Genomic DNA, 21,945 nt, shown 5'->3' with positions numbered 1-21,945 from the left:
GCGGCCCATAAATGTTGATTTCCACCCACAAGTGACCCACTAGCCCCTGGCTTTTCCATCTCAACCTGACCCACGCATTAACCCTAGCCTGCTGCTTTCTTGTGCAGCAGGAGACCAGGAGTGATTGACGTGGCCACTTTGAGTGTCATCAGACGCTGGGCTCTGCGTGAGCACCTGTCCATCCGAGAGATCGCCCGCAGAACCGGGCTTTCTCGCAATACCATCCGCAAGTATTTGCGCTCCGATGTTGTGCAGCCTCGCCCTGCGCAGCGCACCATCGTCACCAAGCTAGACCCATTCGCCAGCAAACTCTCGGGCTGGCTTCGTACTGAAGCGAATCGCTCTCGCAAGCAGCGGCGCACGATCAAGCAGATGTACGAAGACTTGCAGGCTCTGGGTTATGCGGGATCCTATGGTCGGGTAGCCGCTTTTGCCAGAGCATGGAAGGTTCAGCTCCATGCAGCTGAACAAACAGCGGGCCGAGGCGTATTTGTTCCACTGATCTTTGCTGCTGGCGAAGCCTTTCAGTTTGACTGGAGTGAGGATTGGGCTGTCATTGCGGGTGTGCGTACCAAGCTGCAAGTGGCTCACTTCAAGCTCAGTCACAGCCGTGCGTTTTATCTACGGGCCTATCCGCTTCAAACCCATGAGATGCTTTTTGATGCCCACAACCGGGCATTTGCGGTGTTTGGAGGGAACCCCATGCGGGGCATCTACGACCATATGCGCACAGCCGTCGATGGTTTCGGCCATGGCCAGCTCCTAGAGCTCATCGCCCGCTTCCCCGCGTTGGACAGCTAGTTCCTGTTCGAGGCACAGTTTTGCAATCCCGCCTCGGGATGGGAGAAGGGACAGGTTGAGAAGAATGTACGAGATGCCCGTCATCGCATCTGGCAATCTGTACCGGCCTTTCCTACGCTCAGTGCCCTCAACGTTTGGCTGGAGCAGCGATGTCAGGCGCTATGGCAAGGGATTACGCATGGCCAGTTGCCTGGCTCAGTCGCAGATGTCTGGGCGCTAGAGCGCTCGGCATTAATGCCCATGCCTCGACCATTTGATGGGTTTGTCGAACACGCTAAGCGGGTCTCGCCCACCTGCCTGGTGCACTTTGAGCGCAACCGTTACAGCGTACCGGCCTCTTACGCCAACCGGCCCGTGAGCTTGCAGGTCTACGCCGACCGCTTAGTTGTCGTGGCCGAAGGCCAGGTCGTCTGCGAACACCAGCGCATCATTGAGCGCAATCACCAAGGTTCTGGTCGTACGGTTTATGACTGGCGTCACTACCTGGCCGTGTTGCAGCGCAAGCCCGGTGCATTGCGCAACGGTGCTCCGTTTGCAGAGCTGCCAGAGGCTTTCAAACGGCTGCAAGCTCTGCTGCTCAAGCAGCCTGGCGGCGACCGTGAGATGGTGGAGGTCCTAGCCTTGGTGTTGCAGCACGATGAGCAGGCGGTTCTGGCGGCAGTGGAGTTGGCCTTGGAAGCAGGCGTTCCCCGCAAGACCCACATCATCAATGTCTTGCATCGCCTGCTTGACGGAACACCGGAGCCTGAACCCATCTATTCACCACAAGCCTTGACCTTGCTCGTCGAGCCCCAAGCCAACGTTGTGCGCTACGACCAACTCAGGCGGAGGCACCATGCGCCATGACCCAGCCATTGCAGCGATCATCATCATGCTCAGGCAACTCAAGATGTTTGGCATGGCCCAGGCCATCACTGAGCTTGCCGAGCAAGGCTCTCCAGCCTTTGAAGCGGCACATCCCATGCTGGCTCAACTGCTGAAGGCCGAGAGCGCAGAGCGAGAAGTTCGCTCCATTGCCTATCAACTCAAGGCTGCCAAGTTCCCTATCTACAGAGATCTGGCGGGATTTGACTTTGCCCACAGCGAGGTCAATGAAGCCTTGGTACGCAGCCTTCATCGCTGTGAATTCATCGAGAAGGCCAACAATGTGGTGCTTGTCGGCGGACCCGGTACTGGCAAGACCCACATTGCTACGGCGCTGGGTATCCAGGCCATCGAGCACCACCGCCAAAGGGTGCGCTTCTTCTCTACCGTGGAATTGGTCAACGCCTTGGAGCAAGAGAAGTCCCAAGGCAAAGCCGGACAGCTCGCCCACAGGCTGGTGCATACGGATCTGGTGATACTCGATGAGCTGGGCTATCTGCCCTTCAGCTCATCTGGCGGATCGCTACTGTTCCATCTGCTCTCGACGCTTTACGAGCGCACGAGTGTGGTGATCACCACCAACCTGAGCTTTAGCGAATGGGCCAGCGTGTTTGGCGATGCAAAGATGACTACGGCCCTTCTGGACCGTCTGACCCACCACTGCCATATTCTGGAAACAGGCAACGACAGCTACCGCTTCAAGCACAGTTGTGCAATCCAACAACCGCTCATCAAGAGGGAGAGAAGCAAAACCTTATCCACATCTTGAGCCTACGGCTCAAGCCAAAGGGTGGGTCAGTTTGAGATGGAAATAGCGGGTCAGTCTTGCGTGGAAATCAACACCATAAAGGCAGGCTGACAAGAGCGGCAACCGTGCGGCGAGATATGAACTTAGACATGTCCCTGATCCTGCGATGCCTGGCGCTGAGCCTGGGCCATGACATCGGCAAACTGCGATGCCTCGCTTTTGATAGCTGCCGGCGCATGTGCTTTGTGCTCTTCAAGCACATGCAGGCATTGAATCTGTTGTGCCGTCACGCCCAGCACCAGGCGCACGGCTTCATCGCCATCGCCTACTTGCACCGTCACCACGCGCTGCTGCTGACCTATGGACAGCGAGCCCAGAATCTGCAACGGCAGCGGGGCCGCGCCGCGCGCCATGCCCATGCTGCGGGGCAGCAGATTCTTTTGCTGCAACCGGCGCACCAGCCAGGGCAAAGCTGCCATGGCGGCGACAAACAGCGCCACCAGCACCAGCGTGGGCCACATGGAGGGCGCAGCCGCCGCCGAGCTGTCAACCACGGCTGACCCGGCGCAAACGTTCGGACGGCGTCACCACGTCCGTCAGACGGATACCGAACTTGTCGTTGACCACCACCACCTCGCCCTGTGCAATCAGATAGCCGTTGACCAGCACGTCCATGGGCTCACCGGCCAGCGCATCCAGCTCCACCACCGAGCCCTGGGCCAGCTGCAAAATGTATTTGATAGGCACCTTGGTGCGGCCCAGCTCCACCGAGAGCTGCACCGGAATGTCCAGCACCATGTTGATGTCGTGCACCGGCACATCGGCGCCGCCATAGGGGCGCTGCGCTTCGCCGGAGAGCGGACCGCCCTGCTCGGAAACATCTGCGCCATCGTGGGCACGCTGCTCTTCCAACGCTTCGGCCCAGCCCGAGAAGGGATCGTCGCCCGCACTCTTGTTGCTGTCGTCAATTGCCATTTTTCTCTCCCGTCCAGCCGGAATCACCGCCGCGCAGGCAATGCTCCACGCGGATTGCATATTTGTCGTTGTGCGTGCCGTACTGGCACTCGAAAATCGGAACCCCGCCAATCGATGCTCGGATCAGCGGCTCGCGATCCAGCTCAATGAAGTCGCCAGGGCGCATGGCCAGCAGCTGCTCCACCGTGGCATCGGCCCGGGCCAGCTCGGCCACCAGGGTCACATCGGCCGACTGGATTTCCCGCGTCAGCACCTTGACCCAGCGCCTGTCCACCTCGATGGCATCGCCCTGGGTGGACGAATACAGCACGTCGCGGATGGGCTCCAGCGTGGCGTAGGGCATGCAGATGTGGATGGAGCCCGAGATATCGCCGATCTCCAGCTGAAAAGCCGTGGAGACCACGATTTCGCTGGGCGTAGCGATATTGGCGAACTGGGGCTGCATTTCCGAGCGCTGATAAGCCAACTCCAGCGGATAGATACCGTGCCAGGCTTTTTTGTATTCCTCGCAGATCACGTTGACCAGGCGGTTGATGACGCGCTGCTCGGTATGCGAGAAATCACGCCCCTCGATACGGGTTTGCAGGCGGCCCGTGCCGCCATACAAGGTGTCGATGACGCCAAAGACCAGCGAAGGCTCGCAAACCACCAGGCCGCTGCCGCGCAGAGGGCGAATGGCCGCGATATTGAAATTGGTGGGCACGGCCAGCTCGCGCAGGAAAGCGCTGTAACGCTGTACCGAGACCGTACCGACCGAAACCTCGGGACTGCGGCGAATGAAGTTGAACAGGCCAATGCGGAAGTTACGCGCAAAGCGCTCATTGACGATTTCCATGGTCGGCATGCGACCGCGGACAATGCGTTCCTGGCTGGAAATGTCGTAGTTGCGAATCAGGCCGATATCGACCTCGGCCACCTCGGATTTCTGGCTTTCGCCTGTGACACCCTCTAAAAGGGCATCCACTTCTTCCTGGGAGAGAAATGAATCACTCATGCTTAGGCTCCAGGATCACTGAATGATGAAGCTGGAGAACAGCACGCGGCGTACGGGATTCTTGCCGACCTTGCTGGGACGCTCCTCGTCCCCATCGTCCTGCGAACGCTTTTTGGGACGGGCGTTATAGCCCAGCGGCGCAGCCACTTCGGCCAGCACATCGGCAGCCAGCTTTTCCTTGCCTTCGCGCGTGAGCAGCTCATCGGAGCTGCGCTGGGACACCAGCATCAGAATGCCGTTGCGGATGCTGGGCAGATATTGTTTGACGGTACCGGCCGTCTTTTCGTCCGCCAGCTCCAGCGTAATGCCCAGCTGCACAAAGCGATCGCCGCCGGGGTCGGCCAGATTGGCCACCATATTATCGAGCGGCAAGAACGTGGGCACCGTGGCTTCGACTTTGACCTCGTCCTCGCCATCTGCACTGCTGTGCTGGCGCTGAACCATCCAGATGTAAGCGGCGGCGGCCACGATCAGCAGGAGCGCGACGATGCCGAGGATCAGGATCAACTTTTTGCTCTTGGCCGGAGCAGGAGCTGCGGGAGCGGCATTGGGATTGGCTGACACGGCGGATATTCCTTACTAAAGAAAGACCACGACCGGCATTCGCTGCACCATGCACGGGAGAGGTCCATGGCTGAATTATTGGACACTACCGCCAGAGACATTGCCCGAATAAAAGCGCTAAACCCCGCCTTCTCCCTGGCTCGGATGAGCCTGCGCCCTTCAAACCACGTTAGACAAACACATCCACACCCGCGCTTTTGGGGCTGGCTGCCACGGAGGTGCCGCCCACATCGGCCGTCAGCTGCACACGCGCCTGCCTGGCGCTGCTGCGCCCCTCGTCACGTTGGTCACGCTGACTATTGCCCTGGGAATCGGCCTTGCCGCTGCCCACGCTGACCCCGGCTAGCTGCAAGCCCTGGGCCTGCAACAACTCGCGCAGCTGAGACTGACCGTCGGCCAGGAGCTGGCGCGCCTGCTCGTCATCCGCAGCAAAGCGCACATGGGCCTCCTGGCCGTTCAGTTGCACCTGCACCTGAATCGGCTTGCCTTCGTGCTGTATGGACAGGGCCGCATGGTGATTTTTCTGATGCGCCCAGAAAGCCACCTGTTCGGAGATTTCTTGCTCGCGCTCCGCCGGCGCGGCCTGGCCGTCTGCCGTCTGGGCGAAAGCCGAAGCATTCTGCCCGCCGGCTTGGGTTCCCGCCTGCATGCCGGCCTGTAACGCCCCCGCAGCCACAGCGGTGGCCAGCGCATCGTGACCGCCTTGCGCTGCTGGCCGGTTGCCAGCGCTGTCCGCCAGATCTTCAGCCCCCTTGCCGCGCTGCATGGCCGCCAGCAAGCTTTCCTTGAGTCCTGTCAGCTCCTGCGGCTGCACCGCCGTCATACCTTGCAAGCCCAGGCTGCCGCCGTGCTGCGCTGTATGGCGGACCTCGGTCGTCTGCTGCACAGCACTTTGTAAAGCATCCGCGGCCAGTACCGCCTGATTTTTGCTCCCGGACGCATCGGCCGCTGCATCCGCCAGATCGGCCGTAGACGCATCAACATTGATAGCCGCTTGCGCATTCAGATATTGGGCTTGAGGCAGATTTTGCTTTGAATCCACTGCCAAAAATGCCGCATGGGCTGTGGCATTGGCTCCGCCCACCTGCGACGCCAGGCTTTGCCGCTGGGCCAACAGGCCCGCATGACCCCGACCCGAAAGAAAGTCCGTGGCCACGCCTTGGCGCAAATCGGTATCGGCCTGGCTATCCTGCGCGGCTGTCTGCCCCACCAGACTCATCCAGGGCGCATGCACCTGGCCGGCCAGCATCAGCGCCTCGGCAGACGGCACAGGCGCCAAGTCCTCGTCGGCCGCGACGGACTTGAGTGGCGCAAGGTTGGCAGCCAAGCCAAGGCTGACACCGCTTGGCTCGGCCGGTGCCAGAGAAAAGCCGGCAGCCCCGGCGCCCTGAGCCGCCAGCACCGAGGAAAAGCCGCTTGCCACACCTTGCTCTGTGCTCGCGCCCGCGCTGCGGGAAGTCGCCATGGTCTGCTGGGCCAGCCGATGCTCAATACGGGTATCGCTCATGGTGCCGCCTCCTGCATCTGCAAACCCAGGCTGCGCCGGAAGAACTGCAAGGCGGCGCGCTCATCGGTCTCTTTTTGCTCACGACGCATCTGGACCAGGGCCATGTCGCGCTTGCGCACGTCCACCACCTTGTTGAGACTGCTGACCCGCAGCTCGGCAGCCAGCAAGGCCTGCTGCGCGGCTTCGAGTCGAATCCGCACATCGACCAGCACCGAAGTCTGCAGACTGATGGCGTGTTGCAGTCTGTCCATGAACTGGTAGTGGTGATGCATGACCTCTGGCTGCACGGCCAGGCCGTCCTGCGCGCCCCAGCGGGTCTGCATTTCCTGCATATAGGCTTGCAACTGGTCCATCTGGGCCTGTGCCGCCTGCTGTGCGCTCTGACGCTCCTGCAAACCCGTGCGGGCGGCGTCGCGTTTGCGCACGGCGGCATCAATGGCCACCATCAAAGCGTTCACGGATGACATGTTGCAACTCCCTGGTTGTTTTCGATTTACGCGGCCTGCACGGCCTGGGCCATGCCCGCCACGCTGTGCTCCATATCGGAGCTTTCAAACATGCTTTGCTGCAGAAAAGCCGTCATGGCCGGCTGCAGGCGAATGGACTCGTCCATCTGCGGGTCGGAACCCGCCAGATAAGCACCCACCTGCACCAGATCGCGACCTTTCTGGTAGCGCGAATACACGGCACGAAAGCGGCGCGCCAGCTCGAAATGCTCACGCGTGACCACGTTGTGCATGACACGCGAGGCCGACTGCTCGATATCAATGGCGGGGTAATGTCCGGTTTCGGCCAGCGCCCGCGACAGCACCACGTGGCCGTCCAAGATGGCACGGGCGGCATCGGCAATCGGGTCCTGCTGGTCATCGCCTTCGGACAGCACGGTGTAGAAAGCCGTGATCGAGCCCACGCCGTTCAAACCATTGCCGCTGCGCTCCACCAGGGCGGGCAGCTTGGCAAAGCACGATGGCGGATAGCCCTTGGTGGCCGGCGGCTCGCCAATGGCCAGGGCAATCTCGCGCTGGGCCATGGCGTAGCGGGTCAGCGAATCCATGAGCAGCAGCACATGCTTACCCTTGTCCCGAAAATGCTCGGCAATGGCGGTGGCGTAGCTGGCGCCCTGCATGCGCAGCAGCGGGGGGGCGTCGGCCGGCGCAGCCACCACCACGGCGCGGCTGCGATCCTGGGCGCCCAAAATGTCTTCGACAAACTCCTTGACCTCGCGGCCACGCTCGCCAATCAGGCCCACCACGATCACATCGGCCTGGGTGTAGCGGGCCATCATGCCCAGCAGCACGGATTTGCCCACGCCCGAGCCGGCAAACAGGCCCAGACGCTGACCCCGGCCCACGGTGAGCAAGGCGTTCAAGGCCTTGACGCCGGTATCCAGCGGCTCGCGCACGGGGTCGCGCTCCATGGCATTGATGGGGCTGCGGTCCAGCTCCTGCGCCAGCACATCGCCCAAGGCACCGCCATGATCCAGCGGCGTGCCTTGCGAATCCACCACGCGGCCCAGCAGGCCGTCGCCCATGGGCAGGCGCAGCACGCCGACGGAGCGGGAGATCTTTGCTTCATGCCCTGCGCCAAATAGCGGCGGCGGCACCGAAGGCACGACCGGCGTGACCATGGCTCCGCTGGACAGGCCTTGAATATCGCCGGCCGGCATGAGGTAGGCCCGCTCGCCGGAAAAGCCCACGACTTCGGCCAGCACCGGCTCCTGCCCGGGCTGGCGGATATGACATTGCGCGCCCACGGGCACGCGCAGGCCGCTGGCTTCCAGCACCAGACCGGTGAGGCGGGTCAGACGGCCCTGACACTCCAGCGCCACGGGCTGCGCATAGCGCGCCTGGGCATTGGCCATGAATTGCAGCCACGGGTTTTCCGCGCTGTGGTCCGAGCCTAGGTCCGAGGTATTGCTTTGCGCAGTCTCTTGCATCACGGCGCTCCGTCATACCAGGTGGAGACCAGACCCAGAGCCGCCACGGCACGGCGCCAGCGCTTGTCCAGACCGGCATCGATTTCAGCGCCGCCGGATTCCACTTTCACATCACCGGCCGCCACTGCGGCATCGCTGAGCCATTGAATCTTGCTGTGCTCGCCATGTTCGGCGCGCAGGGCCTCGTCCAGCACGGCAAAGTCTGCCGGATTCAAGCGCACCGTGGCCAGACGGCTTTCGGCGGCCAGCATGTCCAGCGCCTCACGCACCACGGGCAGCAAGGCCAGGGGCTGACTGCGAAGCTCCTGGCGCACCACTTGGCGCGCAATTTCACAAGCCAGCTCCAGCAGTTCGCTGGCCACGCCAGTCTGCATTTGTTTGAAGCCAGCATCCAGACCCTGTAGCACGGCATCCACGCGCTGAACATTGTCGCGGCCCACACCGGCCACATAGTCATCCAGGCGGCGCTGCCATTCCTGCGTGGTCTGCGCCTTACCCTGGGCCAGCCCCTGCGCCAGACCTTCGGCACGTGCCTGCTCCAGCATCTGCTGCAACTGCTCCTGCGCCAAGGCCGGCTCGGCTGGCACAAGCGCTTGGGGCTCCGGCATCTCCACCACATCGGCAGACAGCTGCTTTGCCGGCATGAAGGCCGCCGCGCTAAAGCTCTGAAACTGCGCAGGCGTGACGGGTGCCAAGGCGCCGGCATGGGCATCGACCGCATCAAAGCGCCACGGCATCACGGCCTTGTCGTCAATTTCTTCCTGCGGGATAAAGCGCGAATGGCTGCGGTTCACAGGATTAGACATAGCTGTCTTCCGGGCCGGCGCCTAGGGTGACCTGGCCTTCTTCGACCAGTCGGCGCACAATCTTGAGAATTTCCTTTTGCTGGGCTTCGACTTCGGACAAGCGCATGGGGCCGCGCGACTCCAGATCCTCGCGCAGCGACTCGGAAGCACGCATGGACATATTGGCCAGAACCTTGTCGCGCACTTCCATGGAGCCGCCCTTGAGCGCCACGATCAGCGTCTCCATCACCACCTCACGCAGCACCATCTGTATCGAGCGGTCGTCAAGCTTGACCAGGTCATCGAAGACAAACATGCGGTCCATGATCTTCTGGGCCAGCTCGGGGTCGTAGTTGCGAATCGAATCCAGCACAGCCACATCCGAATTGCCGCCCAGCTGGTTGAGCATTTCGGCCGCCGTCTTCACTCCGCCCAGCGAGGTCTTACGCACCTTGTCGCCACCGGCCAGCACCTGGAACAGCACTTCATTGAGGTCCTTGAGCGCTGCGGGCTGAATACCTTCCAGCGTGGCTACGCGCAGCATGACTTCGCTGCGAAAACGCTCGGGCAGCTGCATGAGCACGGCAGCTGCCTGCTCGTACTCCAGGTGCACCAGAATGGCAGCCACGATCTGCGGATGCTCGCCGCGCAGCAGCTCGGCCACCGACAACGGATCCATCCATTTGAGGCTTTCAATGCCCGAGATGTCGCCGCCCTGCAAGATGCGGTCAATCAACAGCGCGGCCTTGTCATCGCCCAGAGCGCGCTTGAGCACAGAGCGCACATAGTCGCTGGCATCGTCCACCAACAGGCTTTGTGCAGCGGCATCGTTGGCAAAGCGCTCGATCACGAAGTCGACTTTTTCACGCGTCACGCCGCGCATGCGGGCAATGGTCTCGCCCAGCTTTTGCACTTCCTTGGGGCTCAGGTGCTTGAATACCTCGGCCGCCTCTTCCTCGCCGAGGGAGACCAACAAAATGGCAGCGTCGTTCAGGCCTCGGTCATCCATATTCGCACTCTCTATTCAGTTATCCACGGGGATCAAGGCTCAGGCGCTCTCGCCGTTGATCCAGGTCTTGACGATATTGGCCACCGCAATCGGGTTTTGCTTGGCCAACTGGCGTGCATGCTCCATGCGGGCACCCTCCTTGCTCGCTGACGGATCCGCCACCGCAGGAGCAGGCAGGGCGGGGCGCTCCACCAACTCGCCTTCAATCGCATCAATTCGCAAACTAGACTGTTCGCCCTTTCGCCCCTTGAGCAACGGACGCACCAGACCCAGCAGCACCAGTGCGCCAAACAAGGCCAGTGCAATCGGCACACCCAGGCTTCGGGCCATGGCCAACATCTCCGGGTCTTTCCACAACGGCAGCTCCACGGGGGCGGCCACAACATCCACAAAAGGTGTGCTGACCAGATTCACCGAGTCGCCACGATCTGCACTGAAGCCCACGGTTTGCTTCACCAGGCTCAAAAGCTGCTCCTGCTGCTGTGCACTCAAGGCACGCAGGCCGCTGGTCGCGGCTGCCGCAGTGGCGGCGGTGGCGACATCGGTACCGGTAGCGGCCGGCGCGACCAGAGGAGCGTTGACCACGACGGCTGCCGTCAGGCGCTTGATGGCGCCCGAGCTGCCGCCACGGGTGACACGCACGGTTTTATCCACCTCGTAGTTGGTAATGGATTCGCGCTTACCATTGCCTTGCCCACGGCTTTGGCCTTGCTGGCCGTCGGCGGCCTGCGGCGCAGGGTTGGCTCCGTTGATGGGGGCCGTGGAATTGGGCGGCGGTTGGTTGCTGGCAGCACCGGGCACGCCCGTGGGCATGGGCGGCTTGGCATCGTTGAGGTTCTCAACCACCTGCTGGCTGCGAATGGCTCCGCCATCGGCCGCCTGATTGGGGCGATGCTGCTCGGAAGTTTGCTCGGTCTGGCTGAAGTCCATTTCGGCCGAGACCTGGGCCTTCACATTGTTCTTGCCGACTACGGGCTCCAGAATGTCCAGAATGCGGCGCACATACTGCTGCTCGATCTGCTGCGTGTAATTGAGCTGCTGCATGTCGATGTTGCCACCGCTACCGTCAGGCGACTGGGACAGCAGCTTGCCCGAGTCATCGAGCACGCTGACCGCTTCAGGCTGCATTTCGGGCACGCTGGATGCCACCAGATGCACAATGCCCGCCAACTGGGTGCGGTCCAGCACACGGCCCGGGTGCAGGCTCAGCAGCACCGAAGCCGAAGGCTTTTGCTGCTCGCGAAAGAAACCGTTCTGATTGGGCAGCGCCAGGTGCACGCGTGCGCTTTGCACGGCGCTCAAGGCCAGAATGGAGCGCGTCAGCTCGCCCTCCAGACCGCGCTGAAAATTCAGCCGTTCCTGAAACTGGGTGATGCCGAACTTGCTGTTCTCCATCAGTTCAAAGCCTGTCACCGATCCCTTGGGCAGGCCCTGGGTGGCCAGCTTCAGGCGCACATCGTGTACCCGGTCGGCCGGAATCATGATGGCGCCGCCGCCTTCGCTGTACTGGTAGGGCACGTTCAGCTGGCTGAGCTGGGCCACGATGGCGCCGCCATCCTTGTCGCTCAGATTGGAGAACAGCAGCTTGTAATCAGGCTGGCGGTAAAACACCGCAGCAGCCACCAGACCGACCGCTACCAGGGCCGCCAGCGCACCCCATCGCAGGCGCTGAGCACGGTCCAACGCATTCCAGCGCTGCATGACGGCAGGGCGGGCGGCAGGTGCACCGGCAGAGTGAGGGACTTCAGCAACAGCAGACATTTGAGTTCCATGTGTCAGACCCCACACGAGGTCTAGCGTCCTGTGGATTATTCGGACTACCGGTCTTCACATTCCCCCGATAAGCGCGCCAAACCCCCCACTTATCGCCCGTCTGCCGCGCTCTCAAAAACCTAGGATCACGCCATCTCACCAACTCCTGTTGGAATCTATATGGACTTGCGAATTCCCAGCCTCACCTCCCCCGTCAGCGGCAGCCCGCTCACCAAAGGCCTTGCCGCCACCGGCAGCCCTGCCGTGGCAGCCGGCGGATTCAGCCAGGCCCTGCAGGGCGCACTGAAGGAAGTCAGCAGCGCCCAGAACCACTCCGGCCAGCTACAACGCGAAGTGCAACTGGAGAACCCGGCCGTCAGCCTGGAGCAGACCATGCTGGCCATGCAGAAATCACAGATCGGCTTTCAAGCCACGCTGCATGTGCGCAACCGCCTGGTACAGGCCTATACCGATGTGATGAATATGCAGGTGTGAGCAACGCTCACACCAACGCTTTTGCCCTCCAAGGCTTGCCCGCAGGTTGTGATGACATGCGGGCTTTTTGCTTTCAAGCATCCACGCAACGCTCATTGATTCGATAGCTGCAAGCGCTTGTCGGTAAAGAACTTCAGGCCGATTTCATTCAAATCTTTGAGCGCCAACAAGAAAGCCCTGCCGCATTGCTGCGACAGGGCTTTGTCATCTTGAGCCGACGGTCGGACTCTCAGTGCATCACATGCGGCTGACCGTCAAACAGGTGTTCGAAATTGGCCAGCCATGGCTCAGCCAGCACGCGAATCTGGGCGTCGTTGCGCAAGATGCGTTGCATGATGCGCGCTTTTTCCTTGCGCAGTTCGGGGGCCAGTTTTTCCTCACGTGAGCGAAAGCGCAGCTGCTCGATCAGCACGGCGCAAGTGCCCTCGTAACGCGCAACGCCCTCCCAATCTTTATCCTGGGCCGCCTGCAGCATCTTGGCGCTGCTTTGCTCTATGGCACGGTAGAAATCGATCAAAGTGTGCTCCATCATCAAGCCCCAGCAGGTGCCGGTGCATTTGTCATCTCGGTCCAGCCTTGCGCCACGGTGCCCACCAGTTGCGCCACTTCATTGACCATGGCCACATCGTTGCGCGCATTGGCCAAGGTCAAACGCGTGGTGCAGTAGTCGTAGAGTGCAGCCAGGTTGTCCGCCAGCTCGCCGCCTTTTTCCTTGTCCAGCACCGCCAGCAAGCCTTCTTGCAAAATGCGCACGGCCTTGCCGATATGGCGCACTTTTTCGCCGATATCGCCACGTTCCATGGCTCCACGCGCGGCGTTGATGGACGCCACCAGACCGTCAAACAACATCTTGATCAGCTGCTGGGGCGATGCACCATCCACCATGGATTGCACACCCACCTGACGGTAAGCCGACATTGCGCGCGCATTGGCTGGGGTAAACATCACGACCACTCCTTGTTTGCAGTTTCTCAGATCACTGCATTTGTTATCGGCAGACTCAGGAGGGAATTAAGTCCTATCTTCTGCCCTTGGCAAATCAGCTGCCGGACTTGTTCCAGGCCGCTACTTGCTGGGTGATATAGGTATCCAGCGCAGACAGGCTGGCCATCTGCGTATCCAGACGCGAGTACTGAGCGCGCAAGCGCACTTCATACGCCGCGACTTTGCTGCTCTGACGCTCCTGATCCGAGGTATTGCGCTTGAGCGAGTCTTTGAGCGAAGTGTCCTTGGTAGCAAAAGTGCCATCCGTCGCCAACAAGCCGGTGGTGAAATCCTTCAGACGCACGGCAAAACCATCCTGATCGGTACCGGCCGGGTCCACGGCAAAGAATTGGGACATGCTCTCCGGATCCTTGAGCGCCTTGTCCAGCTTGGTGTCGTCGATCTTGAGCGTGCCATCCTTCTGGAATGCAATCCCCACCTGCGACAGGCTGGCAAATGCACCGCCTTCACCGCCGGGGCCGGAGACAATGCGACGCAAGGCCGATTGCAGATTCACGGCCGTGGAATCCCCTTGCAGCGTGCCCGCCGTCTTGGCGTCCTTGTTGTAAGCCGTCATCGTGGTGAGCGCGTTGCTCAAAGCGTTGTACGACTCTACAAAATTCTTGAGCGCAGTCTTGGCTGCCGCACTGTCATTGGCAATCGTAATGCGCACGGGCGCGGCTTTGTCTTCCATCTTTTGGGAGACTGTCAGCGTCACACCTTCCGCCACATCCGTGAAGGTGGAGGTATGTGATGCCATCTGAATGCCGTTGATGGTGGCCAAGGTGTCTTGAGCTTGAACCGAGCGATTCATGCCACCAACGGTATTGCCGCCGTCATAGGCAAATCGCTGCAGCTCCACGCCTTCTGCCTTCACTTGAAAAGCCGAATTGACACCCGTGGTTTTGGATTGCAGCACCAGGCGTTCGCCCGTGTGATCCTTGAGCACGGTGGCGCTCACATCGCCTTTGGCCGCATTGATTTTGGCCGCAATTTTGGTCAGCGAATCATCTTCAGCCGTGATATCCACAGAGAAGCTGACATTCGCACCATCCTTGGTATTGACCTTGAAATCGCTGGACACACCCGAGGAACTGGTACTACCCCACTCCCCCATGGTGATAGTCAGCTTGCCCGTACCCAAAGATGTTTTAGGCGGAACCAAGCCTGAGCCCACAGTCTGGCCCGCCGCCATTTGCGAGACCATTACGTCATAGGTTGCCTGCACCGCAGCCGCCGTGGCCGTACCGCTGACTGTGGCCGCATTGGACGAGGTCAAGGTATTGCCCAGCCAGGTCTCTTTTTTGGTGAGCTTGGTCGCCTGCTCCTGCAGATTGGCAATCTGCGATTTCAACTGGCTAAAAGCCGAAATCTGCGTATTGATGCCGCTGGCCTTGGTCTGCAAGGTCGCCAACGGCTTAGACTCCAGTGCCACCAACTGAGTGACAATTTTTTCAACGTCTAGGCCGCTGCCAAGACCTACCGAGCTGATACCCATAACAATCTCCCTCGCCGCCAACGCAGCTGCGCGCAGCACGCATGGCTTGCGTCATTGAACAGCAGCCCGGGCACGCACCAGCCCAGCCACTGTGTGGACAGCACTGCACACGATGTATCGGCAAATCACCGACACACTTGAGTGCATTACATTACTTCAGCTTTTGATGGGTATTAGCCCTGTAGCAGCTTGAGCACCTGCTGCGGCAGCTGGTTGGCCTGGGCCACCATGGCCGTACCCGCCTGTTGCAGGATTTGCGTGCGGCTCAGATTGGCGGTTTCAACAGCGAAGTCGGCATCCATGATGCGGCTGCGCGCAGAGGAAAGATTTTCAGCGTTGACACTTAGGTTTTGAACCGTGGTTTCAAAGCGGCTTTGCACGGCACCCAGGGTGGCGCGTGCTCCGTTGACGGCAGTCAAGGCGGCATCCATGGCCAAAATGGCGTTATCGGCAAACTCCACATCCAGCACATTCAATTTGCCAAAGCCCTGCACATCGTTTACCGCAGCTTCAAATGCGCGGGAGCCTGCAGCGGTCGTTGCTGCGGTCGTTGCTGCGGCCAAACCCGTCGCAGCCTTCAAGGCATCAGCGTCAGCTGTTGGCGCCTCCCCTGCCACTGTGATATTTCCAGCGGCAGAGGACAGGACAACGCCACCATTCACAATCGAGGCAGTCACCTTGGGTTGATTGCCAAAATCAGCTTCATTGATTTGCTTGACCAAATCTGCAACCCGCTTGGATGCGCTGTCCTGAGCGTTCAGGTTAAATGTTTTGCCATTGATTTTGACTGCTGCAGTTGGCAAACCATTGCTGGTTGTCGTACTGCTGGTAGCGGCTGCTGCGGTACCGCCTGTAATAGGGCTGGCATTCGTGCCATTGCCATCCGCAATGGCAATGTCTGTGGCACCCGCATTGGTCACCACGATATTTGTACCCGTCACATCAAGATCAAACGTAAGGCCGGGAATACTGGCAGCCTGCAAGCCTGCCAGCAAATTGGCCTGCGCAGTCTGTGCATCAGCGGCGGTTGTAGAGGGCTTCGTAATTGTGTAATCGGTACCGCCGACATTCAATTTAAACGTTTCATAGCCGAAATCGCCGCTGCCGTTATCAACCGCAGCAGCCAATGCCAAAGAAGTAGCCGTTGGCTGCGGTACGGTTGTACTGGAAGTACCAGCTATCGTTGCACCCGTCATCTTTGCAGACACCGCCACACTATTCCAGGCTCCCAGTGCATCCACATTGGTATTTGCAATACCGCTAATGTCAATGGTCTGCCCCTGATTGGCCCCCACCTGGAATGCCATATTGGTGAATGAGCCATCCAGCAGCTTTGTGCCATTGAATGAGGTATCACGAGAAATGCGGCTGATCTCGGCCTTGAGTTGCTGCACTTCGGTATCCAGTGCCGCGCGATCTTCTGCCGAATTGGTGGCATTGCGCGACTGCACGGCGAGTTCACGAATACGCTGCAGGTTATTACCAACCGAACTCAAGGCACCTTCCGCAGTCTGCGCCAGCGAGATGCCGTCATTGGCATTGCGCATGGCGACTGTCAAACCACGCACTTGTGTAGTCATGCGTTCGGAAATGGCCAGACCCGCCGCGTCATCCTTGGCGCTGTTGATGCGCAAGCCCGAAGACAGGCGCTGCATGGATGTTGCCAGCTGGCTTTGGGAAGAGCTCAGGCTGCGCTGGGCATTGAGCGACTGGATATTGGTATTGATGATGGCTGCCATGGCGTATGTTCCTGTTTCAAGCCAGTAAACCGGCGACGTACTTAGCCGTTTTCACGACCAGCGACGACGCTGGCCCACGTGACCGAAAACGCGGACCGAAGTCTAGGATTGCGGGTACGAGGATTGTTGGAGCAAGCCACAGTGCACATAAGACCGATAAGAGGCCAAAAGCACCGCCATTTGTTCAATTGAAGCTGATTACCGAGCCCTCCAGCAGCAGCTTGAAAATGCAAAAGGCCTCCCAAAGGAGGCCTTGATAAATAAGCCAGGCACCGGCATCAACCGGTGCGCAGCTTGCTGCAATTAACGCAGCAGAGACAGCACGCCTTGTGGCAGCTGGTTGGCCTGGGCCACCATCGCGGTACCGGCTTGCTGCAGAATTTGCGAGCGGCTCAGATTGGCGGTTTCCGAGGCAAAGTCGGCATCCATGATGCGGGACTTCGAAGCCGACAGGTTTTCGCTGTTCACATTCAGATTGGACACTACCGATTCAAAGCGGTTCTGCATTGCACCCAGATCGGCACGGGCGGAGTTGACCGACTTCAGAGCAGCATCCATGGCCAAGATGGCGTTGTCTGCATCCTCTGCCGTAGCGACGGTCAGCTTTTCGAACCCGGATTCGGACTTTCCTGCTTTGAAACTGGTAGTCCCTGCTTCAAGTCCCAGCTTGTCCAAGTTGGTCGCGGTTCCAGCGATCACAACGTCGGTGTTGATTCCCTTCAACGACAGCTTTCCACCTGAGAAGCTTGCTTCAACAGTACCGCGGAGGGTGGTGTCTGCACCGATTTTTGCCATCAAATCTTTTCCGAACTCCTCCTCAGACGTAGCCGCAGCTGTTGTGATACTTTTGCCGTTGATGCTGAGAGTAACAGGCGGGTAAGCAGTAGTGCCGGCTGCTGCAGTGCCAAGCGTAATTCCGGTTTTTGTATTTGTTGCCGCCAGAGCCGTACCGTCAACCTTCTTCAAAGTCAAATTGCCAGCAGCCACTGTTCCTGTGAACACAACGCCTTTTTCCCTAAGAGCATCAGTTTTACCGGCAAGAGCAGTATCAATATCTGCCGCTGTAAGACCAGCTCCGCCTGCAACAGTGTTAGACGCAATCGAAACCCCCTCAATAGTCAGATCCTGAACGTCACCATCTGTTACGTTCTGCGTAAACCCCGTCATGGCCTGGGTGGTTGGCACCACCGTCCCTGCCTGCACCGACTTGGAACTAGAAACAGTGGCCTGCACATCCAAGCTTTCCCAAGAACCAAGTGTTGAAATGCGCGAGTTCTGAATGCTGTCAATGTCGATGCGTTGACCTTGGTTTGCGCCAACTTGGAAGGATTTCGCTGTAAAAGAACCGTCCAGCAGATTGGTACCATTAAATGATGTGTCCTTGGCCACACGATCAATTTCGCTCTTGAGCTGATCCACTTCCTTCTGCAAGGCAGCACGGTCATCCGTGGAGTTGGTGGCATTGCGCGATTGCACTGCCAACTCGCGAATACGTTGCAGATTGCCGCCAATGGTGCTCAGTGCGCCTTCAGCAGTTTGTGCCAGCGACACGCCGTCATTGGCATTACGAGCCGCCTGGTTCAACCCCTTGACCTGTGCGCTCATGCGTTCGGCAATCGCCAGACCAGCCGCATCGTCCTTGGCGCTATTGATGCGCATGCCAGACGACAGACGCTGCATGGAAGTGGACAGCGAGGTCTGCGAGGTGCCCAGATTACGCTGTGCGTTGAGCGACTGGATGTTGGTGTTGATGGTCATGGCCATGGTGCAAACTCCTTCGTGAGATCAAAACGTCGCCGCCACAGTGACCTGAGACTTCCCCAGGGTGGGCGGCGGCGGCAGCCCAATCCAGCACCCCAGCCGGCAGTCCTATGGTTTTGCTGCTGTGGCTCGCTGGTCACAGGGCTTTTTCCCCTGTTGAAGCTGTTATCGGAGGGGTTGCAGCCAAACTTTAGGGGTGGCTTGCAAATATTTCTCAAAATGTAAGAAGATGAAGCGTTTGCTGCCGCATCTGCTGTGCAACCATGGAGACCACCCTGCTCATGGCGACATCACCTCCATGGATTGCCTGTAGCAAATACCTAGAAAAATGGGGCAGCAAGCTACATAAATAGCGCAAGCTGCCGATCTACAACGCAAAGGCCCAGCTTTTCCTGCCAATGCAGACGGGTCGTCCACCCCACAATCGTCTCCCATGCTTGTCCTCATTGGTTATATCGTTGCCTTCGGCTGCATTTTCGGCACCTATGTGTTGCACGGCGGCAGTGTGTCGGTGCTTGCCAAAGCCTTGCCGTTCGAAATGGTGACCATTGGCGGCGGCGCTTTGGGGGCGTTTATCGTGAGCAACCAGCCCAAGGTGCTCAAGGCCACGCTCAAGGCCATTCCCACAGCGATCAAGTCTTCGCGCTACACCAAGGCGCGCTATATGGAGATCATGGCGCTGCTGTATGAGCTGCTGCAAAAAGCCCGCAAGGAAGGGCTGATGTCCATCGAATCCGATGTGGAGTCGCCCAACGACTCCCCGGTGTTTCAGAACTACCCCGAGCTGTTGGCCGATCACCATATCGTGGAGTTCCTCACGGACTATCTACGCATGATGGTCTCGGGCAATCTGAATTCGCACGAGATCGAGTCCTTGATGGACAGCGAAATAGAGGCCCACCATGCAGAGGCTCACGGCCCCGTGGCCGCGCTCACCCGCCTGGCCGGCGCTCTGCCGGCTTTCGGCATCATTGCAGCCGTGCTGGGCGTGGTGAACACCATGGCTTTTGTGGGTCAACCGCCGGCAGTGCTGGGCGGCATGATTGCCTCCGCTCTGGTCGGTACCTTTCTGGGCATTTTGCTGGCCTATGGACTGGTGGAGCCCATTGCCGCTCTGATGGAGCAACGGGTACAGGACGCGGCCAAGGAGTTTGAGTGCATCAAGGTCACGCTGCTGGCCAGCATGCAGGGCTACAACCCCTCCACGGCCATAGAATTTGGCCGCAAGGTGCTGTTCTCTACCGAGCGCCCCGGCTTTCTGGAACTGGAAGCCCACGTCAAGGGCAAGAAGTGATGCCCTTGGAGTCTTGCCATGGCTGAGAAGAAGCTGCAGCCCATCATCGTCAAGCGCATCAAGAAGGTGCAGCATGGCTCACATGGCGGCGCCTGGAAGATTGCTTACGCCGACTTTGTGACGGCCATGATGGCCTTCTTTCTGCTGATGTGGCTGCTGGGCTCTACGGCCCAGGGCGAGTTGCAAGGCATTGCCGCGTATTTCAATTCGCCGCTCAAGGTGGCCATGTCAGGCGGCAATGGCGCGGGCAATAGCTCGAGTGTGGTGCCCGGCGGGGGCAATGACCTGTCCAAGGTCCACGGCCAGGTGCGTCGTTCCGACGCCGATGACAACGCCAACCGCCGCGCCAGCCAGGCAGCCGGCCGTGCCGAAGAGACACTCCAGGATGCTAAACGTCTGCATGCGCTCAAGGCCAAGGTTGATTCCATGATCGCCAACAGCAGCAAGCTCAACGAATACAGGGCCCAGATTCGTACCGAGATCACACAAGACGGCCTGCTGATCCAGATCATGGACGAGCAAAACCGCCCCATGTTCGATAGCGGCAGCGCCACGGTCAAGCCCTATATGCGCGATATTCTGCGCGAGGTAGGTGCGGCCATGACCGATGCGGAAAATCGCATCAGCCTCTCGGGCTATACCGATGCCGCGCCTTACGGCAATGCAGACCGGGGCTATAGCAACTGGGAGCTTTCTGCCGACCGTGCCAATGCCTCGCGCCGCGAACTGGTAGCTGCCGGCATGCCGCTGCAGCAACTGGCTCGCGTGGTGGGGCTGGCCGATAGCGATCTGCTGGTGGTCAATGAGCCACGTGCCCCGCAAAACCGCCGCATCACCATCACTGTGCTGACCAAGGAAGCCGAGCGCCGCATGCTTGGCTTTGGCCGGAACGGCAGCAGCGAAACCTTGAGTGCCGATATCAAGGCCGGAGTGGCAGCCAGCAGCGCACAGTCCAAAACGCCAAGTGTTGCAAAAACCACAGCCATCCCTCTCGCGCAATCCCTGGGCCCCAAGGAAGAGTTTGTAACAACGACTGAAGTTGCTGCCGAAGCTGCCGAAAAGCCTGACAATGCACGCCCAGCGCCTTGATTTTGACAAATTGTTACCATCAACGGCTCATGCTTCTCTCCCACGCACCTATTTCGACCGAAAGGGCCTCTCGTGGCTAATGCCCTGCGTTTTTTGATTGTTGACGACTTCTCCACCATGCGCCGTATCGTGCGCAATCTGCTCAAGGAAAGCGGCTTTGCCGATGCGGATGAGGCCGAAGACGGTGTGGTTGCGCTGAACAAGCTGCGCTCCAGCAAGTTTGATTTCGTGGTGACCGACATCAACATGCCCAATATGAACGGCTTTCAGCTGCTCACCGAAATCAAGCAGGATGAAAAGCTCAAGCAGCTGCCCGTGCTGATGGTCACCGCCGAAGCCCGCAAGGAAGACATCGTGGCCGCTGCCCAGGGTGGTGCCGCCGGGTACATCGTCAAGCCCTTCACCAAAGCCACGCTGGAAGAGAAGGTCAACCTCATCATCAAAAAACTCGACCTGTAAGTCATGAGCAGCAGCCCGGTTGCCACCGCCGACGTGCATTACAAGATTGGGGTTCTGACGCGCCAGTTGCACAACTCGCTCAACGAACTCGGTTATGCGGATCGCTTGCGGGGCAGCGTCACCGAGCTGCCCGATGCCCAGAGCCGCCTGTCCTATATCGCCCGCCTCACAGGTGAAGCGGCCGAAAAAGTGCTGGGCCAGGTGGAAGTCACGCAAAGCCAGCAAGAGGCGCTGGCCGAACGCACACGCGCCATGCGTGCCGATCTGATCAAGGACCCCGTGGCCGCCGTGGCCAAGGGTCACATCATGAACTTTCTCCAGGAGGTGGAGGAAGGCACGCAAAAAGCCGGCAGCGGCCTGACCGAAATCATGATGGCCCAGGACTTTCACGATCTGACCGGTCAGGTGATTGCCCGGGTGGTCGCCCTGGCCGCAGACCTGGAAACCCAGCTGGTGGAACTGCTGATTCAGACTTCGCCTGAGTCCGAGCTAGCCCCGGCTTTGGCACCAGTGGAGCAGCAGGTCAAGCTGGCAGGGCCGGTCGTCGATCCGGAAAACACCCCGGATGTGGTCACATCCCAATCGCAAGTGGATGATTTGCTGGCCAGTCTGGGCTTTTGATGTGCCATCTCTGCTTTCTGAGCAGAATCCATAAAAATCAAGTCAGATCCGCTTCAAGCGCTTACTCAAA

General features: G+C 59.6%; 22 protein-coding genes and 1 pseudogene. 8 read left to right on the top strand and 15 right to left on the bottom strand.

The features are described 5' to 3' along the window. The first annotated feature begins 129 nt into the window (after positions 1-129). A pseudogene (istA, locus tag EAO39_RS03235) lies at positions 130-1,647 on the top strand (IS21 family transposase). After that, positions 1,637-2,434: an IS21-like element helper ATPase IstB gene (istB, locus tag EAO39_RS03230; RefSeq protein ID WP_120966137.1), complete on the top strand. Its 798-nt coding sequence runs from the start codon at positions 1,637-1,639 to the stop codon at positions 2,432-2,434. Before istA ends, istB begins: the two are co-directional and overlap by 11 nt. A gap of 122 nt (positions 2,435-2,556) precedes the next feature. On the opposite strand, the gene EAO39_RS03225 is transcribed toward istB, so the two are convergent. The 10 genes from EAO39_RS03225 to fliF all read right to left on the bottom strand — a co-directional run bounded on the left by EAO39_RS03225 (position 2,557) and on the right by fliF (position 11,944). Continuing rightward, positions 2,557-2,934: a flagellar biosynthetic protein FliO gene (locus EAO39_RS03225; RefSeq protein ID WP_120966136.1), complete on the bottom strand. Its 378-nt coding sequence runs from the start codon at positions 2,932-2,934 to the stop codon at positions 2,557-2,559. Positions 2,935-2,959: 25 nt separating this feature from the next. After that, a complete protein-coding gene (fliN, locus tag EAO39_RS03220; protein ID WP_120966135.1) occupies positions 2,960-3,388 on the bottom strand; it encodes a flagellar motor switch protein FliN in 429 nt (142 codons plus the stop codon). Then, positions 3,378-4,382 (bottom strand): flagellar motor switch protein FliM, encoded by a 1,005-nt coding sequence (fliM, locus tag EAO39_RS03215; RefSeq protein WP_120966134.1) that lies wholly within the window; start codon positions 4,380-4,382, stop codon positions 3,378-3,380. The genes fliN and fliM overlap by 11 nt, the downstream gene beginning before the upstream one ends. A 15-nt stretch (positions 4,383-4,397) precedes the next feature. Next, entirely contained in the window at positions 4,398-4,946 is a 549-nt protein-coding gene (locus EAO39_RS03210) for a flagellar basal body-associated FliL family protein (protein ID WP_120966133.1), read from the bottom strand. A gap of 169 nt (positions 4,947-5,115) precedes the next feature. Further along, positions 5,116-6,453: a flagellar hook-length control protein FliK gene (locus EAO39_RS03205; protein WP_120966132.1), complete on the bottom strand. Its 1,338-nt coding sequence runs from the start codon at positions 6,451-6,453 to the stop codon at positions 5,116-5,118. Next, the gene (gene fliJ / locus EAO39_RS03200; RefSeq protein ID WP_120966131.1) at positions 6,450-6,920 is read right to left on the bottom strand and encodes a flagellar export protein FliJ; all 471 of its coding nucleotides are present in this window, start codon (positions 6,918-6,920) and stop codon (positions 6,450-6,452) included. The genes EAO39_RS03205 and fliJ overlap by 4 nt, the downstream gene beginning before the upstream one ends. Before the next feature lie 26 nt (positions 6,921-6,946). Continuing rightward, positions 6,947-8,314: a flagellar protein export ATPase FliI gene (gene fliI, locus EAO39_RS03195; protein ID WP_240467067.1), complete on the bottom strand. Its 1,368-nt coding sequence runs from the start codon at positions 8,312-8,314 to the stop codon at positions 6,947-6,949. Positions 8,315-8,388: 74 nt separating this feature from the next. Then, a complete protein-coding gene (locus EAO39_RS03190) occupies positions 8,389-9,195 on the bottom strand; it encodes a FliH/SctL family protein (RefSeq protein WP_120966129.1) in 807 nt (268 codons plus the stop codon). Beyond that, positions 9,188-10,183, bottom strand: a complete 996-nt coding sequence (fliG, locus tag EAO39_RS03185; RefSeq protein ID WP_120966128.1) for a flagellar motor switch protein FliG — start codon at positions 10,181-10,183, stop codon at positions 9,188-9,190. The genes EAO39_RS03190 and fliG overlap by 8 nt, the downstream gene beginning before the upstream one ends. 39 nt (positions 10,184-10,222) lie before the next feature. Next, complete coding sequence (fliF, locus tag EAO39_RS03180; RefSeq protein ID WP_120966127.1) at positions 10,223-11,944, bottom strand: flagellar basal-body MS-ring/collar protein FliF; 1,722 nt, start codon at positions 11,942-11,944, stop codon at positions 10,223-10,225. A gap of 171 nt (positions 11,945-12,115) precedes the next feature. On the opposite strand from fliF, the gene fliE reads away from it, so the two are divergent. Further along, positions 12,116-12,430: a flagellar hook-basal body complex protein FliE gene (gene fliE / locus EAO39_RS03175; RefSeq protein WP_120966126.1), complete on the top strand. Its 315-nt coding sequence runs from the start codon at positions 12,116-12,118 to the stop codon at positions 12,428-12,430. 229 nt (positions 12,431-12,659) lie between these two features. Here fliE and EAO39_RS03170 read toward each other — a convergent pair whose 3' ends face one another. The 4 genes from EAO39_RS03170 to EAO39_RS03155 all read right to left on the bottom strand — a co-directional run bounded on the left by EAO39_RS03170 (position 12,660) and on the right by EAO39_RS03155 (position 16,600). Beyond that, a complete protein-coding gene (locus EAO39_RS03170) occupies positions 12,660-12,959 on the bottom strand; it encodes a flagellar protein FliT (protein WP_120970621.1) in 300 nt (99 codons plus the stop codon). Between the two features lie 2 nt (positions 12,960-12,961). After that, entirely contained in the window at positions 12,962-13,375 is a 414-nt protein-coding gene (gene fliS / locus EAO39_RS03165; protein ID WP_120966125.1) for a flagellar export chaperone FliS, read from the bottom strand. Positions 13,376-13,469: 94 nt separating this feature from the next. Beyond that, positions 13,470-14,912, bottom strand: a complete 1,443-nt coding sequence (gene fliD, locus EAO39_RS03160) for a flagellar filament capping protein FliD (RefSeq protein WP_120966124.1) — start codon at positions 14,910-14,912, stop codon at positions 13,470-13,472. Between the two features lie 173 nt (positions 14,913-15,085). After that, on the bottom strand, positions 15,086-16,600 hold the full coding sequence (locus EAO39_RS03155; RefSeq protein WP_240467066.1) for a flagellin: 1,515 nt from the start codon (positions 16,598-16,600) through the stop codon (positions 15,086-15,088). On the opposite strand from EAO39_RS03155, the gene EAO39_RS22870 reads away from it, so the two are divergent. Next, a complete protein-coding gene (locus tag EAO39_RS22870; protein WP_240467121.1) occupies positions 16,539-16,679 on the top strand; it encodes a hypothetical protein in 141 nt (46 codons plus the stop codon). The two genes, EAO39_RS03155 and EAO39_RS22870, sit on opposite strands and share 62 nt — an antisense overlap. A gap of 275 nt (positions 16,680-16,954) precedes the next feature. Here the strand turns inward: EAO39_RS22870 and EAO39_RS03150 are convergent, their stop codons facing one another. Beyond that, a complete protein-coding gene (locus tag EAO39_RS03150) occupies positions 16,955-18,415 on the bottom strand; it encodes a flagellin (RefSeq protein ID WP_120966122.1) in 1,461 nt (486 codons plus the stop codon). Positions 18,416-18,845: 430 nt separating this feature from the next. Between EAO39_RS03150 and motA the strand changes: the two genes are divergently transcribed. From motA to EAO39_RS03130, 4 genes are all read left to right on the top strand, one after another. Next, positions 18,846-19,706: a flagellar motor stator protein MotA gene (gene motA, locus EAO39_RS03145; RefSeq protein WP_120966121.1), complete on the top strand. Its 861-nt coding sequence runs from the start codon at positions 18,846-18,848 to the stop codon at positions 19,704-19,706. A gap of 18 nt (positions 19,707-19,724) precedes the next feature. Then, a complete protein-coding gene (gene motB / locus EAO39_RS03140) occupies positions 19,725-20,795 on the top strand; it encodes a flagellar motor protein MotB (protein ID WP_120966120.1) in 1,071 nt (356 codons plus the stop codon). Positions 20,796-20,867: 72 nt separating this feature from the next. Next, positions 20,868-21,254, top strand: coding sequence for a chemotaxis response regulator CheY (cheY, locus tag EAO39_RS03135; protein WP_120966119.1), 387 nt, complete (start codon positions 20,868-20,870; stop codon positions 21,252-21,254). Positions 21,255-21,257: 3 nt separating this feature from the next. Beyond that, entirely contained in the window at positions 21,258-21,875 is a 618-nt protein-coding gene (locus EAO39_RS03130; protein WP_120966118.1) for a protein phosphatase CheZ, read from the top strand. The last annotated feature ends 70 nt before the right edge of the window (positions 21,876-21,945 follow it).

The sequence above is a fragment of the Comamonas sp. lk genome (assembly GCF_900564145.1).
In the GTDB taxonomy this organism is placed as follows: domain Bacteria; phylum Pseudomonadota; class Gammaproteobacteria; order Burkholderiales; family Burkholderiaceae_C; genus Comamonas.
Note: the sequence above shows the minus strand (reverse complement) of the source record. Positions and strands in the feature narration are given on the sequence as shown.

Bases quoted from the DNA above. Each gene is read 5' to 3' on its own strand.
- istB (WP_120966137.1), top strand. From the start codon at position 1,637: ATGCGCCATGACCCAGCCATTGCAGCGATCATCATCATGCTCAGGCAA.
- EAO39_RS03225 (WP_120966136.1), bottom strand. From the start codon at position 2,934: ATGTGGCCCACGCTGGTGCTGGTGGCGCTGTTTGTCGCCGCCATGGCA.
- fliN (WP_120966135.1), bottom strand. From the start codon at position 3,388: ATGGCAATTGACGACAGCAACAAGAGTGCGGGCGACGATCCCTTCTCG.
- fliM (WP_120966134.1), bottom strand. From the start codon at position 4,382: ATGAGTGATTCATTTCTCTCCCAGGAAGAAGTGGATGCCCTTTTAGAG.
- EAO39_RS03205 (WP_120966132.1), bottom strand. From the start codon at position 6,453: ATGAGCGATACCCGTATTGAGCATCGGCTGGCCCAGCAGACCATGGCG.
- fliJ (WP_120966131.1), bottom strand. From the start codon at position 6,920: ATGTCATCCGTGAACGCTTTGATGGTGGCCATTGATGCCGCCGTGCGC.
- fliI (WP_240467067.1), bottom strand. From the start codon at position 8,314: ATGGCCAATGCCCAGGCGCGCTATGCGCAGCCCGTGGCGCTGGAGTGT.
- EAO39_RS03190 (WP_120966129.1), bottom strand. From the start codon at position 9,195: ATGTCTAATCCTGTGAACCGCAGCCATTCGCGCTTTATCCCGCAGGAA.
- fliG (WP_120966128.1), bottom strand. From the start codon at position 10,183: ATGGATGACCGAGGCCTGAACGACGCTGCCATTTTGTTGGTCTCCCTC.
- fliF (WP_120966127.1), bottom strand. From the start codon at position 11,944: ATGTCTGCTGTTGCTGAAGTCCCTCACTCTGCCGGTGCACCTGCCGCC.
- fliE (WP_120966126.1), top strand. From the start codon at position 12,116: ATGGACTTGCGAATTCCCAGCCTCACCTCCCCCGTCAGCGGCAGCCCG.
- EAO39_RS03170 (WP_120970621.1), bottom strand. From the start codon at position 12,959: ATGGAGCACACTTTGATCGATTTCTACCGTGCCATAGAGCAAAGCAGC.
- fliS (WP_120966125.1), bottom strand. From the start codon at position 13,375: ATGTTTACCCCAGCCAATGCGCGCGCAATGTCGGCTTACCGTCAGGTG.
- fliD (WP_120966124.1), bottom strand. From the start codon at position 14,912: ATGGGTATCAGCTCGGTAGGTCTTGGCAGCGGCCTAGACGTTGAAAAA.
- EAO39_RS22870 (WP_240467121.1), top strand. From the start codon at position 16,539: ATGCGCAAGCCCGAAGACAGGCGCTGCATGGATGTTGCCAGCTGGCTT.
- EAO39_RS03150 (WP_120966122.1), bottom strand. From the start codon at position 18,415: ATGGCCATGACCATCAACACCAACATCCAGTCGCTCAACGCACAGCGT.
- motA (WP_120966121.1), top strand. From the start codon at position 18,846: ATGCTTGTCCTCATTGGTTATATCGTTGCCTTCGGCTGCATTTTCGGC.
- motB (WP_120966120.1), top strand. From the start codon at position 19,725: ATGGCTGAGAAGAAGCTGCAGCCCATCATCGTCAAGCGCATCAAGAAG.
- EAO39_RS03130 (WP_120966118.1), top strand. From the start codon at position 21,258: ATGAGCAGCAGCCCGGTTGCCACCGCCGACGTGCATTACAAGATTGGG.